We start from the raw sequence: 17857 nt of genomic DNA, 5'->3' as shown, positions 1-17857 counted from the left end.
AGCGATGGCCCTTCCATGCGGAACCACCGGATCACTAAGTCCGACTTCGTCCTTGCTCGACCTGTATGTCTTGCAATCAAGCTCCTTTTGCCTTACACTCTTCGCACGATTTCCGACCGTGCTGAGGAAACCTTTGAGCGCCTCCGTTACTTTTTGGGAGGCGACCGCCCCAGTCAAACTGCCACCTGACGGTGTCCCAAGACCTGATTCAAGGCCTCTGGTTAGGATCCCAGTACTACAAGGGTGGTATCCCAAGGGTGACTCCACACAGACTGGCGTCCATGCTTCATAGTCTCCCACCTATCCTGTACATGTAGTACCAAGACCCAACGTCAAGCTACAGTAAAGCTCCATGGGGTCTTTCCGTCCTGTCGCAGGTACCCGGCATCTTCACCGGGATTACAATTTCACCGAGTCTATTGTTGAGACAGTGCCCAAATCGTTACGCCTTTCGTGCGGGTCGGAACTTACCCGACAAGGAATTTCGCTACCTTAGGACCGTTATAGTTACGGCCGCCGTTTACTGGGGCTTAAGTTCACTGCTTCGGATTGCTCCTAACAGATCCCCTTAACCTTCCAGCACCGGGCAGGCGTCAGCTCCTATACATCGTCTTGCGACTTAGCAGAAACCTGTGTTTTTGGTAAACAGTCGCTTGGGCCTATTCTCTGCGGCCATCCAAAGGATGGCACCCCTTATCCCTAAGTTACGGGGTCATTTTGCCGAGTTCCTTAACAATAGTTCTCTCGCTGGCCTTAGGATACTCTCCTCACCCACCTGTGTCGGTTTACGGTACGGGCACCTTTAACCTCGGTAGAGACTTTTCTCGACAGTGTGAAATCAGCTACTTCGCCCAAAAGGGCTCCCCATCGTACCCTAGCATTATCAAGACGGATTTGCCTATCTTGACTGCCTCAGTACTTAGCCACACATAACCAACAGTGTGGTTAGCTTATCCTACTGTGTCATCCCATTCCTCAAACGGTTATTGGTGGTACAGGAATATCAACCTGTTGTCCATCACCTACGCCTTTCGGCCTCGGCTTAGGTCCCGACTAACCCAGGGCGGACGAACCTTCCCCTGGAAACCTTGGGTTTACGGCCCGTGGGATTCTCACCCACGTCTCGCTACTCATGCCAACATTCTCACTCGTATACTGTCCACATGTCCTTACGGTCATGCTTCAGCCTGCATACGAAGCTCCCCTACCCATCATAAATGATGCCGTAGCTTCGGTAGTACGTTTTAGCCCCGGAAATTTTCGGCGCAGGATCACTCGACCAGTGAGCTATTACGCACTCTTTAAATGAGTGGCTGCTTCTAAGCCAACATCCTGGTTGTCTGTGCAATCCCACATCCTTTACCACTTAACGTACATTTAGGGACCTTAGCTGACGATCTGGGCTGTTGCCCTCTTGACTATGAATCTTATCACCCACAGTCTGACTCCTGAGCAAAAGAAGACGGCATTCGGAGTTTGATAGTCTTCGGTAAGTGCAATACCCCCTAGGACATTCAGTGCTCTACCTCCGTTTCTCTAAGCTCAAGGCTAGCCCTAAAGCTATTTCGGGGAGAACCAGCTATCTCCGGGCTCGATTGGAATTTCACCGCTATCCACAAGTCATCCCCGAGCTTTTCAACGCTCGTGGGTTCGGTCCTCCACGAAATTTTACTTTCGCTTCAACCTGCTCATGGATAGGTCGCCCGGTTTCGGGTCTACGTCAAGTAACTTAAATCGCCCATTTAAGACTCGCTTTCGCTACGGCTCCACACCTTAAGTGCTTAACCTTGCTACTTAACGTAACTCGTTGGCCCGTTCTACAAAAAGTACGCGGTCACACAAGAAATGTGCTCCCACAGCTTGTAAGTGCAGGGTTTCAGGTTCTATTTCACTCCCCTCCCGGGGTTCTTTTCACCTTTCCCTCACGGTACTATGCGCTATCGGTCACTAGGTAGTATTTAGGCTTGGAGGATGGTCCCTCCTGCTTCCCACAGGGTTTCACGTGTCCCGTGGTACTCTGGATCATATCTATCGAATTATCGTTTCAACTACGTGGCTGTTACACTTTATAGCGGAGCTTTCCAACTCTCTTCATCTACGATGACCTCGATTTTTATGATATGTCCGCAACCCCAACAAAGAAAACTTTATTGGTTTGGCCTGTTCCGCGTTCGCTCGCCGCTACTTACGGAATCGATTTTTCTTTCTCTTCCTCCAGGTACTTAGATGTTTCAGTTCCCCGGGTTCCCCTCGCTAAGCTATGTATTCACTTAACGATACTTAGACATTACTCTAAGTGAGTTTCCTCATTCGGAAATCTTCGGATCAAAGTTTACGTGCAACTCCCCGAAGCTTATCGCAGCTTATCACGTCCTTCATCGGCTCCTAGTGCCAAGGCATCCGCCCTGCACCCTTAATAACTTGACCAGTTATTAAAAATTATTTTAAAGACTTTTCTTGTCTATTTATAAAAAATGATGTCATATCACTAAATGTTATACAGTTTTCAAAGTACTAATGGTGGAGATGAGGAGGATCGAACTCCTGACCCCTTGCGTGCAAGGCAAGTGCTCTCCCAGCTGAGCTACACCCCCATATCATTTTCAACATAAATATTTTATTATATTTGTCGAATTTTGTCAAGAGATTTTTTATAAAAACTCTCAAAATTAAACAGTAGGTAATTCTCCTTAGAAAGGAGGTGATCCAGCCGCACCTTCCGATACGGCTACCTTGTTACGACTTCACCCCAGTTATTGATTTCACCTTCGACGGACGCTTCCAAAAGGTTAGCTATCCGGCTTCGGGCGCCCCCAACTTCCGTGGTGTGACGGGCGGTGTGTACAAGACCCGGGAACGCATTCACCGCAGCATTCTGATCTGCGATTACTAGTAACTCCAGCTTCATGTAGGCGAGTTTCAGCCTACAATCCGAACTGAGAATGGCTTTAAGGGATTAGCTCCACCTCACGGTTTGGCTGCCCTCTGTACCACCCATTGTAGCACGTGTGTAGCCCTAAGCATAAGGGGCATGATGATTTGACGTCATCCCCACCTTCCTCCAGGTTATCCCTGGCAGTCCCTCTAGAGTGCCCAACTTAATGCTGGCAACTAAAGGCAAGGGTTGCGCTCGTTGCGGGACTTAACCCAACATCTCACGACACGAGCTGACGACAACCATGCACCACCTGTCACTTCTGTCCCCGAAGGGAAAGATGCGATTAGGCATCGGTCAAAAGGATGTCAAGCTTAGGTAAGGTTCTTCGCGTTGCTTCGAATTAAACCACATGCTCCGCTACTTGTGCGGGTCCCCGTCAATTCCTTTGAGTTTCACTCTTGCGAGCGTACTTCCCAGGCGGAGTACTTAATGCGTTAGCTGCGCCACCGAAGGGGGTAACCTCCGACAGCTAGTACTCATCGTTTACGGCGTGGACTACCAGGGTATCTAATCCTGTTTGCTCCCCACGCTTTCGTGCCTCAGCGTCAGTTACAGTCCAGAGAGCCGCCTTCGCAACTGGTATTCCTCCTAATATCTACGCATTTCACCGCTACACTAGGAATTCTACTCTCCTCTCCTGCACTCAAGTCTTACAGTTTCAAGAGCTTACTACGGTTGAGCCGTAGCCTTTCACTCCTGACTTGAAAGACCGCCTACGCACCCTTTACGCCCAGTAATTCCGGATAACGCTAGCCCCCTACGTATTACCGCGGCTGCTGGCACGTAGTTAGCCGGGGCTTCCTCCTCAAGTACCGTCATTATCTTCCTTGAGGACAGAGCTTTACGACCCGAAGGCCTTCATCGCTCACGCGGCGTTGCTGCATCAGGCTTTCGCCCATTGTGCAATATTCCCCACTGCTGCCTCCCGTAGGAGTTTGGACCGTGTCTCAGTTCCAATGTGGCCGATCACCCTCTCAGGTCGGCTACTGATCGTCGCCTTGGTAAGCCGTTACCTTACCAACTAGCTAATCAGACGCGGGTCCATCCTGTACCACAAAAGCTTTGATAAGAAAGCCATGCGACTCTCTCATGTTATCTCGTATTAGCATACCTTTCGGTATGTTATCCGTGTGTACAGGGCAGGTTACCCACGCGTTACTCACCCGTCCGCCGCTCTTTACCGAAGTAAATCGCTCGACTTGCATGTGTTAGGCACGCCGCCAGCGTTCATCCTGAGCCAGGATCAAACTCTCAAATAAAAGTTGTTACCTGCTCAGACTATCATTATCTGAATATCTGGCTTGGTTTGTTTTCGATTCTTTTAAGAATCAGTTATATAAATTAACCTACTGTTTAATTTTCAAAGTTCTTATTTAAATATTGTGGTGGGCCATCAGGGACTCGAACCCCAGACCTACCGGTTATGAGCCGGGCGCTCTAACCAACTGAGCTAATGGCCCACAATATTTTGGTGCCGAAGACCGGAATCGAACCGGTACGAGAGGTAAGTCCCGCAGGATTTTAAGTCCTGTGCGTCTGCCAGTTCCGCCACTTCGGCATACCACGTGGCTACGTCTTACTCTCCCAGGAGGTCGCCCTCCAAGTACCATCAGCGCTAAAGAGCTTAACTTCTGTGTTCGGTATGGGAACAGGTGTATCCTCTTTGCTATAATAACCACATAATATGTTTCGTCCTCTCTAGGACAAGTATTATAATATCATTTTTATGATATTTTGTCAACACTTTTTTCAAAGTTTTTTAATTAATACTCTGAAAACTGTATATCATTTAGTTAATGATTTTGGTCAAGTCCTCGACCTATTAGTATCGATAAGCTAAATACATTACTGCACTTACACCTTCGACCTATCAACCAGGTAGTCTTCCTGGGGTCTTACCCTTACGGTGGGAAATCTTATCTTGAAGTTGGCTTCGCGCTTAGATGCTTTCAGCGCTTATCCATTCCGTACATAGCTACCCAGCCATGCCCTTGGCAGAACAACTGGTACACCAGAGGTACGTCCATCCCGGTCCTCTCGTACTAAGGACAGGTCTCCTCAAATTTCCTACGCCTGCGACGGATAGGGACCGAACTGTCTCACGACGTTCTGAACCCAGCTCGCGTACCACTTTAATGGGCGAACAGCCCAACCCTTGGGACCTACTACAGCCCCAGGATGTGATGAGCCGACATCGAGGTGCCAAACCTCCCCGTCGATGTGGACTCTTGGGGGAGATAAGCCTGTTATCCCCAGGGTAGCTTTTATCCGTTGAGCGATGGCCCTTCCATGCGGAACCACCGGATCACTAAGTCCGACTTTCGTCCTTGCTCGACCTGTATGTCTTGCAATCAAGCTTCCTTTTGCCTTTACACTCTTCGCACGATTTCCGACCGTGCTGAGGAAACCTTTGAGCGCCTCCGTTACTTTTTGGGAGGCGACCGCCCCAGTCAAACTGCCCACCTGACGGTGTCCCAAGACCTGATTCAAGGCCTCTGGTTAGGATCCCAGTACTACAAGGGTGGTATCCCAAGGGTGACTCCACACAGACTGGCGTCCATGCTTCATAGTCTCCCACCTATCCTGTACATGTAGTACCAAGACCCAACGTCAAGCTACAGTAAAGCTCCATGGGGTCTTTCCGTCCTGTCGCAGGTACCCGGCATCTTCACCGGGATTACAATTTCACCGAGTCTATTGTTGAGACAGTGCCCAAATCGTTACGCCTTTCGTGCGGGTCGGAACTTACCCGACAAGGAATTTCGCTACCTTAGGACCGTTATAGTTACGGCCGCCGTTTACTGGGGCTTAAGTTCACTGCTTCGGATTGCTCCTAACAGATCCCCTTAACCTTCCAGCACCGGGCAGGCGTCAGCTCCTATACATCGTCTTGCGACTTAGCAGAAACCTGTGTTTTTGGTAAACAGTCGCTTGGGCCTATTCTCTGCGGCCATCCAAAGGATGGCACCCCTTATCCCTAAGTTACGGGGTCATTTTGCCGAGTTCCTTAACAATAGTTCTCTCGCTGGCCTTAGGATACTCTCCTCACCCACCTGTGTCGGTTTACGGTACGGGCACCTTTAACCTCGGTAGAGACTTTTCTCGACAGTGTGAAATCAGCTACTTCGCTCTAAAGAGCTCCCCATCGTACCCTAGCATTATCAAGACGGATTTGCCTATCTTGACTGCCTCAGTACTTAGCCACACATAACCAACAGTGTGGTTAGCTTATCCTACTGTGTCATCCCATTCCTCAAACGGTTATTGGTGGTACAGGAATATCAACCTGTTGTCCATCACCTACGCCTTTCGGCCTCGGCTTAGGTCCCGACTAACCCAGGGCGGACGAACCTTCCCCTGGAAACCTTGGGTTTACGGCCCGTGGGATTCTCACCCACGTCTCGCTACTCATGCCAACATTCTCACTCGTATACTGTCCACATGTCCTTACGGTCATGCTTCAGCCTGCATACGAAGCTCCCCTACCCATCATAAATGATGCCGTAGCTTCGGTAGTACGTTTTAGCCCCGGAAATTTTCGGCGCAGGATCACTCGACCAGTGAGCTATTACGCACTCTTTAAATGAGTGGCTGCTTCTAAGCCAACATCCTGGTTGTCTGTGCAATCCCACATCCTTTACCACTTAACGTACATTTAGGGACCTTAGCTGACGATCTGGGCTGTTGCCCTCTTGACTATGAATCTTATCACCCACAGTCTGACTCCTGAGCAAAAGAAGACGGCATTCGGAGTTTGATAGTCTTCGGTAAGTGCAATACCCCCTAGGACATTCAGTGCTCTACCTCCGTTTCTCTAAGCTCAAGGCTAGCCCTAAAGCTATTTCGGGGAGAACCAGCTATCTCCGGGCTCGATTGGAATTTCACCGCTATCCACAAGTCATCCCCGAGCTTTTCAACGCTCGTGGGTTCGGTCCTCCACGAAATTTTACTTTCGCTTCAACCTGCTCATGGATAGGTCGCCCGGTTTCGGGTCTACGTCAAGTAACTTAAGTCGCCCATTTAAGACTCGCTTTCGCTACGGCTCCACACCTTAAGTGCTTAACCTTGCTACTTAACGTAACTCGTTGGCCCGTTCTACAAAAAGTACGCGGTCACACAAGAAATGTGCTCCCACAGCTTGTAAGTGCAGGGTTTCAGGTTCTATTTCACTCCCCTCCCGGGGTTCTTTTCACCTTTCCCTCACGGTACTATGCGCTATCGGTCACTAGGTAGTATTTAGGCTTGGAGGATGGTCCCTCCTGCTTCCCACAGGGTTTCACGTGTCCCGTGGTACTCTGGATCATATCTATCGAATTATCGTTTCAACTACGTGGCTGTTACACTTTATAGCGGAGCTTTCCAACTCTCTTCATCTACGATGACCTCGATTTTTATGATATGTCCGCAACCCCAACAAAGAAAACTTTGTTGGTTTGGCCTGTTCCGCGTTCGCTCGCCGCTACTTACGGAATCGATTTTTCTTTCTCTTCCTCCAGGTACTTAGATGTTTCAGTTCCCCGGGTTCCCCTCGCTAAGCTATGTATTCACTTAACGATACTTAGACATTACTCTAAGTGAGTTTCCTCATTCGGAAATCTTCGGATCAAAGTTTACGTGCAACTCCCCGAAGCTTATCGCAGCTTATCACGTCCTTCATCGGCTCCTAGTGCCAAGGCATCCGCCCTGCACCCTTAATAACTTGACCAGTTATTAAAGTTATTTTAAAGACTTTTCTTGTCTATTTATAAAAAATGATGTCATATCACTAAATGTTATACAGTTTTCAAAGTACTAAAGTACGTCGCCAACAAACAAATTTCGTATTCACTCAATTTATTCTGTTGCTTAAAGTACTAATTTTGAGGTTCTAATGAACTCTCAAAATTAAACAGTAGGTAATTCTCCTTAGAAAGGAGGTGATCCAGCCGCACCTTCCGATACGGCTACCTTGTTACGACTTCACCCCAGTTATTGATTTCACCTTCGACGGACGCTTCCAAAAGGTTAGCTATCCGGCTTCGGGCGCCCCCAACTTCCGTGGTGTGACGGGCGGTGTGTACAAGACCCGGGAACGCATTCACCGCAGCATTCTGATCTGCGATTACTAGTAACTCCAGCTTCATGTAGGCGAGTTTCAGCCTACAATCCGAACTGAGAATGGCTTTAAGGGATTAGCTCCACCTCACGGTTTGGCTGCCCTCTGTACCACCCATTGTAGCACGTGTGTAGCCCTAAGCATAAGGGGCATGATGATTTGACGTCATCCCCACCTTCCTCCAGGTTATCCCTGGCAGTCCCTCTAGAGTGCCCAACTTAATGATGGCAACTAAAGGCAAGGGTTGCGCTCGTTGCGGGACTTAACCCAACATCTCACGACACGAGCTGACGACAACCATGCACCACCTGTCACTTCTGTCCCCGAAGGGAAAGATGCGATTAGGCATCGGTCAAAAGGATGTCAAGCTTAGGTAAGGTTCTTCGCGTTGCTTCGAATTAAACCACATGCTCCGCTACTTGTGCGGGTCCCCGTCAATTCCTTTGAGTTTCACTCTTGCGAGCGTACTTCCCAGGCGGAGTACTTAATGCGTTAGCTGCGCCACCGAAGGGGGTAACCTCCGACAGCTAGTACTCATCGTTTACGGCGTGGACTACCAGGGTATCTAATCCTGTTTGCTCCCCACGCTTTCGTGCCTCAGCGTCAGTTACAGTCCAGAGAGCCGCCTTCGCAACTGGTATTCCTCCTAATATCTACGCATTTCACCGCTACACTAGGAATTCTACTCTCCTCTCCTGCACTCAAGTCTTACAGTTTCAAGAGCTTACTACGGTTGAGCCGTAGCCTTTCACTCCTGACTTGAAAGACCGCCTACGCACCCTTTACGCCCAGTAATTCCGGATAACGCTAGCCCCCTACGTATTACCGCGGCTGCTGGCACGTAGTTAGCCGGGGCTTCCTCCTCAAGTACCGTCATTATCTTCCTTGAGGACAGAGCTTTACGACCCGAAGGCCTTCATCGCTCACGCGGCGTTGCTGCATCAGGCTTTCGCCCATTGTGCAATATTCCCCACTGCTGCCTCCCGTAGGAGTTTGGACCGTGTCTCAGTTCCAATGTGGCCGATCACCCTCTCAGGTCGGCTACTGATCGTCGCCTTGGTAAGCCGTTACCTTACCAACTAGCTAATCAGACGCGGGTCCATCCTGTACCGCAAAAGCTTTGATAAGAAAGCCATGCGACTCTCCCATATTATCTCGTATTAGCATACCTTTCGGTATGTTATCCGTGTGTACAGGGCAGGTTACCCACGCGTTACTCACCCGTCCGCCGCTCTTCTCCGAAGAGAATCGCTCGACTTGCATGTGTTAGGCACGCCGCCAGCGTTCATCCTGAGCCAGGATCAAACTCTCAAATAAAAGTTGTTACCTGCTCAGACTATCATTATCTGAATATCTGGCTTGGTTGTATTCGATTCTTTAAAGAATCATTAGTTATATAAATTAACCTACTGTTTAATTTTCAAAGTTCATTCCTTACAACTTCCTTAGTTTATCAAAGTAATTTTACTTTGTCAACTCTTTTCTGTTGTTTGCCTTTTTCTTAAGGACAAGTAATACTATATCACCTTAGTTTTATATGGTCAATACTTTTTTCAACATTTTTTTCATCTTAATTTTACTTTATATTTTATCATTTTATGTTATCCACATATTAACAACTTATTAACATTGAAATGTTAAGGTTCTAATTTTTTTATCCACAATACTAACATAATTATTAACATTTTTCTTTATAATATTTATTGTAAATAAAAAAAGCCATAGGCTAAAATTATATAATTTGGCCTATGACTTTTAAATTATTTAGCTTCACATAAATCTCTTTCGATATATTCTTCAGCTAATATTATTTTCTTTTCTTTTAATGTTTTTTTTACATCTATTATTCTTTGATTAGAAGAACCTCTAAATTTTAAAAATATGTCTTTTTTATCATTTTCAAATTTACCATCTACTAAAACATCTATATATTTCAATAAGTTTAGATTTTTAAATCTATTTGGATTCCTATCGTTTAAAAGTTCTTCAAATTTAAATCCTGTGTAACTCCATACATCTAAATTTTTGTCTTTTGCTTCTTTAGCAATTTCTTCTAATGCCTCAGGTTGTAAAAATGGTTCTCCTCCAGAGAGAGTTATTCCTCTTTGTAATTTTAATTTATTTAATTTATCAATTATTTCTTTTGTGTCTACTTCATAGCCTCCTCTTAGACTATGTGTTTGAGGATTATGACATTCTTCACAGTTATGAATACACCCTTGTGTCCATATAACCATCCTTAATCCTGGACCATCAACTATACTATCAAAAGTAATGGGTGCTGCTATTCTTATTTTCATAACCTATTCCCCTTTCATTACTTATGCTTTATTCTGTCACGAACTTCTGCTTGCTTAGCATTATTAAATCTATCTACAGTACCTACTAAATATCCTGTTATTCTTCTTATTCTTTCAAACTTTATACTACTGTCTTCTTCATTTCTTCCGCAATAAGGGCATATATTACCTTCTATAACCCCTGAAAAACCGCATATTGGATCTCTATCTACAGGGTGATTTATACTACCATACCCAATTCCTTCTTCTTTCATAGCTCTTATTATAGTTTCAAAAGCCTCTAAATTATCTGATGGATTGCCATCTAACTCTATATACGTTATATGTCCAGCATTAGTTAGGTTATGATATGGAGCTTCAAGTCTTATTTTATCAAAGGCACTTATCTTATAATATACTGGTATATGGAATGAATTAGTATAGTACTCTTTATCTGTTATACCCTTTATATCACCATATATCTTTCTATCCATCTTAGTAAACCTTCCTGATAATCCTTCTGCTGGAGTTGCTATTAATGAGAAATTCAGTCCATACTCTTTACTTGCTTCATCCATCCTATTTCTCATATGCCCTATTATTTTTAAACCTAATTCTTGAGCTTCTTCACTTTCACCATGATGCTTTCCTATAAGGCCTATTAAACATTCCGCTAGACCTATAAATCCAACTGTTAATGTTCCTTGCTTTATTACATCTTTTAATTTATCTTCTGGTCCTAACTCTGAAGAACCTTTCCATACTCCTTGTCCCATTAAGAATGGGAAGTTTTTCATTTTTTTATTACCTTGTATTTCCATTCTCTCTAGCAATTGTTCTATTACTAAATTAATTTTCTCATCTAATTCTTCAAAAAATCCATCTATATCTACAACTTTTTTGCTTATTAATCCATGTTTAATACCTAACCTTGGAAGATTTATAGTCGTGAATGATAAATTACCTCTTCCACTTACAGTTTCTTCACCACATTCATTTCCAAGTACTCTAGTTCTACATCCCATATATGTAGCTTCTGTTTCAGGATTTCCTTCTTCGTAATATTTTATATTGAAAGGAGCATCTAAAAAGCTAAAGTTAGGGAATAACCTTTTAGCAGATACCCTACAGGCTAATTTAAATAAATCATAGTTTGGATCTCCTGGGTTTAAACTTATTCCTTCCTTAACTTTAAATATTAGAATTGGGAATATTGGCGTTTCACCATTTCCAAGTCCACTTTCAAGAGATAATAAAAGATTCTTAGTGACCATTCTACCTTCTTCAGTAACATCTGTTCCAAAATTCACACTAGAAAAAGGTACCTGAGCACCTGCCCTAGAGTGCATAGTATTAAGATTGTGTATAAAGGCTTCCATAGCTTGATAAGTTCTTCTATCTGTCTCTCTATAAGCTTCTGAATATGCAAATTTTTGTATATTTTCTACAAATGCTTCATCTAATCCTAATTTATCTATTAACTCTCTAGTCTCTTCTTGTTTATATTCATCTTCTATTTTTATACTTAATCTAGTTTTAAGTCTATACTCGATATCATTTACTATACACTTTATTGAGTCTGTCTTATCCTCATATTTAAATAATTTAATAGCCTTTGACATATTATCTATATAGAACTTTTTAAAGGTCTTATATACACCTTCTGCTAGACCATAATCAAAGAAAGGTATACTTTGTCCACCATGTTGATCATTTTGATTACTTTGAATAGCTATAGCTGCTAATGCTGCATAGCTTATTATATCGTTTGGCTCTCTTAAAAATCCGTGTCCTGTTGAGAATCCACCTTTGAATAACTTATTAATATCTATTTGACAGCAAGTTAAAGTACCCATATTTAAGAAATCCATATCATGTATATGTATATCTCCATTATCATGAGCATATGAGTGCTCTGGCTTTATTACATGAGTTTTACAAAACTCTTTAGATACTGTACTTCCATATTGAAGCATAGTACCCATCGCAGTGTTTCCATCTATATTAGCATTCTCTCTTTTTATATCTGCATCATTTGCATCTTCAAAAGTTATCTCTTCAATAGATTTCATAAGTCTTGTTTTTGAATTTCTGATTCTACTTCTTTCTGTTCTATATATTATGTACTCTTCACTAGTTTTTGCATGACCTGTTTCTATTAACACTTTTACTACTGCATTTTGAATATCTTCTACTCCTGGAATTGAATTTATATACTTTTTATTCAATAACTTTATGACTTCTTGTGTTAATTCTTCCGCTATATTATAATCTGCTGATTTCCCATCTTGCTCAGCTATTTTACTTGCAGCTAAAAATATAGCTCTAGTTATCCTATCTGGGTTAAAAGGTATTATTCTTCCATCTCTTTTCTTAACATAATTTATCATTTTAAAACGCCCCCTAATTACTATATATTGTATTTATTCCATTATTTTTTACTACATATAGTGTTTAAACTTAAAAAAAATCCCCTTTAATCTTTTAAAGGGACTGTCTCGATGTTTACTTAAATAGAGTAGCAAATTTAGAAATTTTAGTCAAACTAACCTAAAGCATTGAAATTGCTATGTGGATAATTTGAAGCTTAGTATTTGTAACATATACAAAAAATATTATTTTTTTATTTTTTTTGTAATTTATTCATATTTAATAATCTTATTCATATACTTACTACGACATAAAACTTTGAAAATCAAAATGTTATTACTTATGCCAAAGTTATAATTACAACTTTAGGTTATCCAATATAACCTAATACATTAGTAATTAATATAATTTATTTTATACTGTAAATAATATAATATTATACATTAATTACTAATATATATATTTACTATATTGGTCAATCAAATTCCTCTTTAATTTTAATTATTTGTAATATTAATTTATCAATATAATTTTCAAATATAATAGATTTTTAATATTATAATAATTATATTTGAATATAAATTACACTTTTTTAAATATAATTATTACTTATACCTAATAAGTCAACTTTAATAAAGAAAGGAGATTTTATGTTATCTAAAAGATTAGAAACGTTAACCCCTTCCTATACTTTAGAGATAAGTTCTAAAATTAGGCAACTTAAAGATCTTAATCTAGATGTAATAGATTTGAGTATAGGAGAACCTAATTTCAACGTGCCTGTTAGAGCTAAACTTTACGGAATAGAGTCATTAAATAACAATTATACTAGATATGACGCTGTAACTGGAATAAAACCTTTAAAAGAAGAAATTTGTAAAAAGCTTTTAAAAGAAAATAATTGTACCTATTGTCCAGAAGATATAGTGGTATCTAGTGGTGCAAAACATTGCTTAACAAATACGCTGCTCGCCTTGACTAATCCAAATGATGAAGTGTTAATCCCTATACCGTATTGGGTAAGCTATCCAGAGATTGTCAAAATAGTAAATGCAATTCCAGTGTTTATACACACATCTAAAGATAATTCTTTTAAAATAAAGGCCGAAGACTTATCTAGGTGTATAAGTAAAAATACTAAAGCTCTTATATTGAACAACCCAAATAACCCTACAGGAAGTATCTACACTAAAAATGAGTTAGAAGAGATAGTAGAGATTTGCTATAAAAATAATATATACATACTAGCTGATGAAATATATGAAAAAATATGTTATAAAGATAATTTTACATCAATAGCATCTATAAGTAATTTAGCTAAGGATATAACAATAACAATTAATGGCTTTTCAAAATCAACTAATATGACTGGTCTTAGATTAGGCTATACAGCATCTAATAGCTCCATAGCAAAAGCTATAAGTTCTATACAAGGTCATTCTGTATCACATCCTTGTATTACATCTCAATACATAGCCTATGGAGCTCTAAAGGAATGTAACTCAGATATAAATCAATTCGTAAATGAGTATAAATTAAGAAGAAAATTGATCTGTACTAAACTAGATTCAATTAATGATATAAGTTATATAAAGCCTTATGGTGCTTTCTATGTATTTATAGATATATCCAAACTAAAAAATACATTAAGCTATAATGGAAGTTTTTCATTAGAATTTTGTAGTAAATTTTTAGATACTTATAATGTAGCTGTTGTTCCAGGAATAGCTTTTGGATTAGATGATTATATAAGAATTTCTTTTGCCTGTGATGAATCTGTTTTTTTGGAAGGTGTAGATAGACTTGATAAATTTATAAATTCTTTTTCTTAATCTAAATTCATTTAAACATTACACTTTAATAAAAAGTTTATAAACTATATTTAGATGTTAATAAAAATTTTATTGATTTAAAAATACAAAAGTATAGGTTTATTTAAACCTATACTTTTTATAAAATAAAAAAGATTACGTGGCTACGTCTTACTCTCCCAGGGGGTCGCCCCCCAAGTACCATCAGCGCTAAAGAGCTTAACTTCTGTGTTCGGTATGGGAACAGGTGTATCCTCTTTGCTATAATAACCACATAATCTTTATCTGGAGCGGGTGAAGGGGATCGAACCCTCACAGCCGGCTTGGAAGGCCGGAACTCTACCATTGAGCTACACCCGCATATTTAGTTTTATTAGTACTTTCAAAACTGTATACCATTTAGATTCATCATTTAAATGAGGTCAAGTCCTCGACCTATTAGTATCGATAAGCTAAATACATTACTGCACTTACACCTTCGACCTATCAACCAGGTAGTCTTCCTGGGGTCTTACCCTTACGGTGGGAAATCTTATCTTGAAGTTGGCTTCGCGCTTAGATGCTTTCAGCGCTTATCCATTCCGTACATAGCTACCCAGCCATGCCCTTGGCAGAACAACTGGTACACCAGAGGTACGTCCATCCCGGTCCTCTCGTACTAAGGACAGGTCTCCTCAAATTTCCTACGCCTGCGACGGATAGGGACCGAACTGTCTCACGACGTTCTGAACCCAGCTCGCGTACCACTTTAATGGGCGAACAGCCCAACCCTTGGGACCTACTACAGCCCCAGGATGTGATGAGCCGACATCGAGGTGCCAAACCTCCCCGTCGATGTGGACTCTTGGGGGAGATAAGCCTGTTATCCCCAGGGTAGCTTTTATCCGTTGAGCGATGGCCCTTCCATGCGGAACCACCGGATCACTAAGTCCGACTTTCGTCCTTGCTCGACCTGTATGTCTTGCAATCAAGCTTCCTTTTGCCTTTACACTCTTCGCACGATTTCCGACCGTGCTGAGGAAACCTTTGAGCGCCTCCGTTACTTTTTGGGAGGCGACCGCCCCAGTCAAACTGCCCACCTGACGGTGTCCCAAGACCTGATTCAAGGCCTCTGGTTAGGATCCCAGTACTACAAGGGTGGTATCCCAAGGATGACTCCACACAGACTGGCGTCCATGCTTCATAGTCTCCCACCTATCCTGTACATGTAGTACCAAGACCCAACGTCAAGCTACAGTAAAGCTCCATGGGGTCTTTCCGTCCTGTCGCAGGTACCCGGCATCTTCACCGGGATTACAATTTCACCGAGTCTATTGTTGAGACAGTGCCCAAATCGTTACGCCTTTCGTGCGGGTCGGAACTTACCCGACAAGGAATTTCGCTACCTTAGGACCGTTATAGTTACGGCCGCCGTTTACTGGGGCTTAAGTTCACTGCTTCGGATTACTCCTAACAGATCCCCTTAACCTTCCAGCACCGGGCAGGCGTCAGCTCCTATACATCGTCTTGCGACTTAGCAGAAACCTGTGTTTTTGGTAAACAGTCGCTTGGGCCTATTCTCTGCGGCCATCCAATGGATGGCACCCCTTATCCCTAAGTTACGGGGTCATTTTGCCGAGTTCCTTAACAATAGTTCTCTCGCTGGCCTTAGGATACTCTCCTCACCCACCTGTGTCGGTTTACGGTACGGGCACCTTTAACCTCGGTAGAGACTTTTCTCGACAGTGTGAAATCAGCTACTTCGCCCGAAAGGGCTCCCCATCGTACCCTAGCATTATCAAGACGGATTTGCCTATCTTGACTGCCTCAGTACTTAGCCACACATAACCAACAGTGTGGTTAGCTTATCCTACTGTGTCATCCCATTCCTCAAACGGTTATTGGTGGTACAGGAATATCAACCTGTTGTCCATCACCTACGCCTTTCGGCCTCGGCTTAGGTCCCGACTAACCCAGGGCGGACGAACCTTCCCCTGGAAACCTTGGGTTTACGGCCCGTGGGATTCTCACCCACGTCTCGCTACTCATGCCAACATTCTCACTCGTATACTGTCCACATGTCCTTACGGTCATGCTTCAGCCTGCATACGAAGCTCCCCTACCCATCATAAATGATGCCGTAGCTTCGGTAGTACGTTTTAGCCCCGGAAATTTTCGGCGCAGGATCACTCGACCAGTGAGCTATTACGCACTCTTTAAATGAGTGGCTGCTTCTAAGCCAACATCCTGGTTGTCTGTGCAATCCCACATCCTTTACCACTTAACGTACATTTAGGGACCTTAGCTGACGATCTGGGCTGTTGCCCTCTTGACTATGAATCTTATCACCCACAGTCTGACTCCTGAGCAAAAGAAGACGGCATTCGGAGTTTGATAGTCTTCGGTAAGTGCAATACCCCCTAGGACATTCAGTGCTCTACCTCCGTTTCTCTAAGCTCAAGGCTAGCCCTAAAGCTATTTCGGGGAGAACCAGCTATCTCCGGGCTCGATTGGAATTTCACCGCTATCCACAAGTCATCCCCGAGCTTTTCAACGCTCGTGGGTTCGGTCCTCCACGAAATTTTACTTTCGCTTCAACCTGCTCATGGATAGGTCGCCCGGTTTCGGGTCTACGTCAAGTAACTTAAATCGCCCATTTAAGACTCGCTTTCGCTACGGCTCCACACCTTAAGTGCTTAACCTTGCTACTTAACGTAACTCGTTGGCCCGTTCTACAAAAAGTACGCGGTCACACAAGTAATGTGCTCCCACAGCTTGTAAGTGCAGGGTTTCAGGTTCTATTTCACTCCCCTCCCGGGGTTCTTTTCACCTTTCCCTCACGGTACTATGCGCTATCGGTCACTAGGTAGTATTTAGGCTTGGAGGATGGTCCCTCCTGCTTCCCACAGGGTTTCACGTGTCCCGTGGTACTCTGGATCATATCTATCGAATTATCGTTTCAACTACGTGGCTGTTACACTTTATAGCGGAGCTTTCCAACTCTCTTCATCTACGATGACCTCGACCTTGATGATATGTCCGCAACCCCAACAAAGAAAACTTTGTTGGTTTGGCCTGTTCCGCGTTCGCTCGCCGCTACTTACGGAATCGATTTTTCTTTCTCTTCCTCCAGGTACTTAGATGTTTCAGTTCCCCGGGTTCCCCTCGCTAAGCTATGTATTCACTTAACGATACTTAGACATTACTCTAAGTGAGTTTCCTCATTCGGAAATCTTCGGATCAAAGTTTACGTGCAACTCCCCGAAGCTTATCGCAGCTTATCACGTCCTTCATCGGCTCCTAGTGCCAAGGCATCCGCCCTGCACCCTTAATAACTTGACCAGTTATTAAAAGTGTTTAATAAGTTAATCCACTCGCGCTTCAT

At 43.0% G+C, this 17857-nt stretch carries 3 protein-coding genes, 4 tRNA genes and 7 rRNA genes; 1 reads left to right on the top strand and 13 read right to left on the bottom strand.

Going from position 1 to position 17857, the window contains the following annotated elements; genetic code table 11:
• The 10 genes from FRIFI_RS15010 to FRIFI_RS14965 all read right to left on the bottom strand — a co-directional run bounded on the left by FRIFI_RS15010 (position 1) and on the right by FRIFI_RS14965 (position 12702).
• Positions 1-2427, bottom strand: a 23S ribosomal RNA gene (locus tag FRIFI_RS15010).
• A gap of 91 nt (positions 2428-2518) precedes the next feature.
• A tRNA-Ala gene (locus FRIFI_RS15005) sits at positions 2519-2594 on the bottom strand.
• Between the two features lie 100 nt (positions 2595-2694).
• Positions 2695-4197 (bottom strand): 16S ribosomal RNA (locus FRIFI_RS15000).
• Between the two features lie 124 nt (positions 4198-4321).
• Positions 4322-4398: transfer RNA gene (locus FRIFI_RS14995), tRNA-Ile, on the bottom strand.
• A gap of 9 nt (positions 4399-4407) precedes the next feature.
• Positions 4408-4496 (bottom strand) — tRNA-Leu (locus tag FRIFI_RS14990).
• Between the two features lie 5 nt (positions 4497-4501).
• Positions 4502-4618 (bottom strand): 5S ribosomal RNA (rrf, locus tag FRIFI_RS14985).
• Between the two features lie 122 nt (positions 4619-4740).
• Positions 4741-7643: ribosomal RNA gene (locus tag FRIFI_RS14980) — 23S ribosomal RNA — on the bottom strand.
• Between the two features lie 204 nt (positions 7644-7847).
• Positions 7848-9350, bottom strand: a 16S ribosomal RNA gene (locus tag FRIFI_RS14975).
• The 16S, 23S and 5S rRNA genes sit together here with 3 tRNA genes alongside, the layout of an rRNA operon.
• Positions 9351-9793: 443 nt before the next feature.
• The gene (gene nrdG / locus FRIFI_RS14970; protein WP_092921864.1) at positions 9794-10333 is read right to left on the bottom strand and encodes an anaerobic ribonucleoside-triphosphate reductase activating protein; all 540 of its coding nucleotides are present in this window, start codon (positions 10331-10333) and stop codon (positions 9794-9796) included.
• Between the two features lie 17 nt (positions 10334-10350).
• Positions 10351-12702, bottom strand: coding sequence for an anaerobic ribonucleoside triphosphate reductase (locus tag FRIFI_RS14965; protein ID WP_166506198.1), 2352 nt, complete (start codon positions 12700-12702; stop codon positions 10351-10353).
• A 630-nt stretch (positions 12703-13332) separates the two neighbouring features.
• On the opposite strand from FRIFI_RS14965, the gene FRIFI_RS14960 reads away from it, so the two are divergent.
• Positions 13333-14514 carry a pyridoxal phosphate-dependent aminotransferase gene (locus tag FRIFI_RS14960; RefSeq protein ID WP_166506197.1) on the top strand — a complete coding sequence of 394 codons (1182 nt, stop codon included), beginning with the start codon at positions 13333-13335 and terminating at the stop codon, positions 14512-14514.
• Positions 14515-14651: 137 nt separating this feature from the next.
• Here the strand turns inward: FRIFI_RS14960 and rrf (FRIFI_RS14955) are convergent.
• From rrf (FRIFI_RS14955) to FRIFI_RS14945, 3 genes are all read right to left on the bottom strand, one after another.
• Positions 14652-14768 (bottom strand): 5S ribosomal RNA (gene rrf, locus FRIFI_RS14955).
• A gap of 11 nt (positions 14769-14779) precedes the next feature.
• Positions 14780-14853: transfer RNA gene (locus FRIFI_RS14950), tRNA-Gly, on the bottom strand.
• 58 nt (positions 14854-14911) lie between these two features.
• Positions 14912-17814: ribosomal RNA gene (locus FRIFI_RS14945) — 23S ribosomal RNA — on the bottom strand.
• Positions 17815-17857: the final 43 nt, after the last annotated feature.

This window comes from Romboutsia hominis (assembly GCF_900002575.1).
Classification (GTDB): Bacteria; Bacillota; Clostridia; order Peptostreptococcales; family Peptostreptococcaceae; genus Romboutsia_C; species Romboutsia_C hominis.
This window is presented reverse-complemented; position numbering and strand designations above follow the sequence as displayed.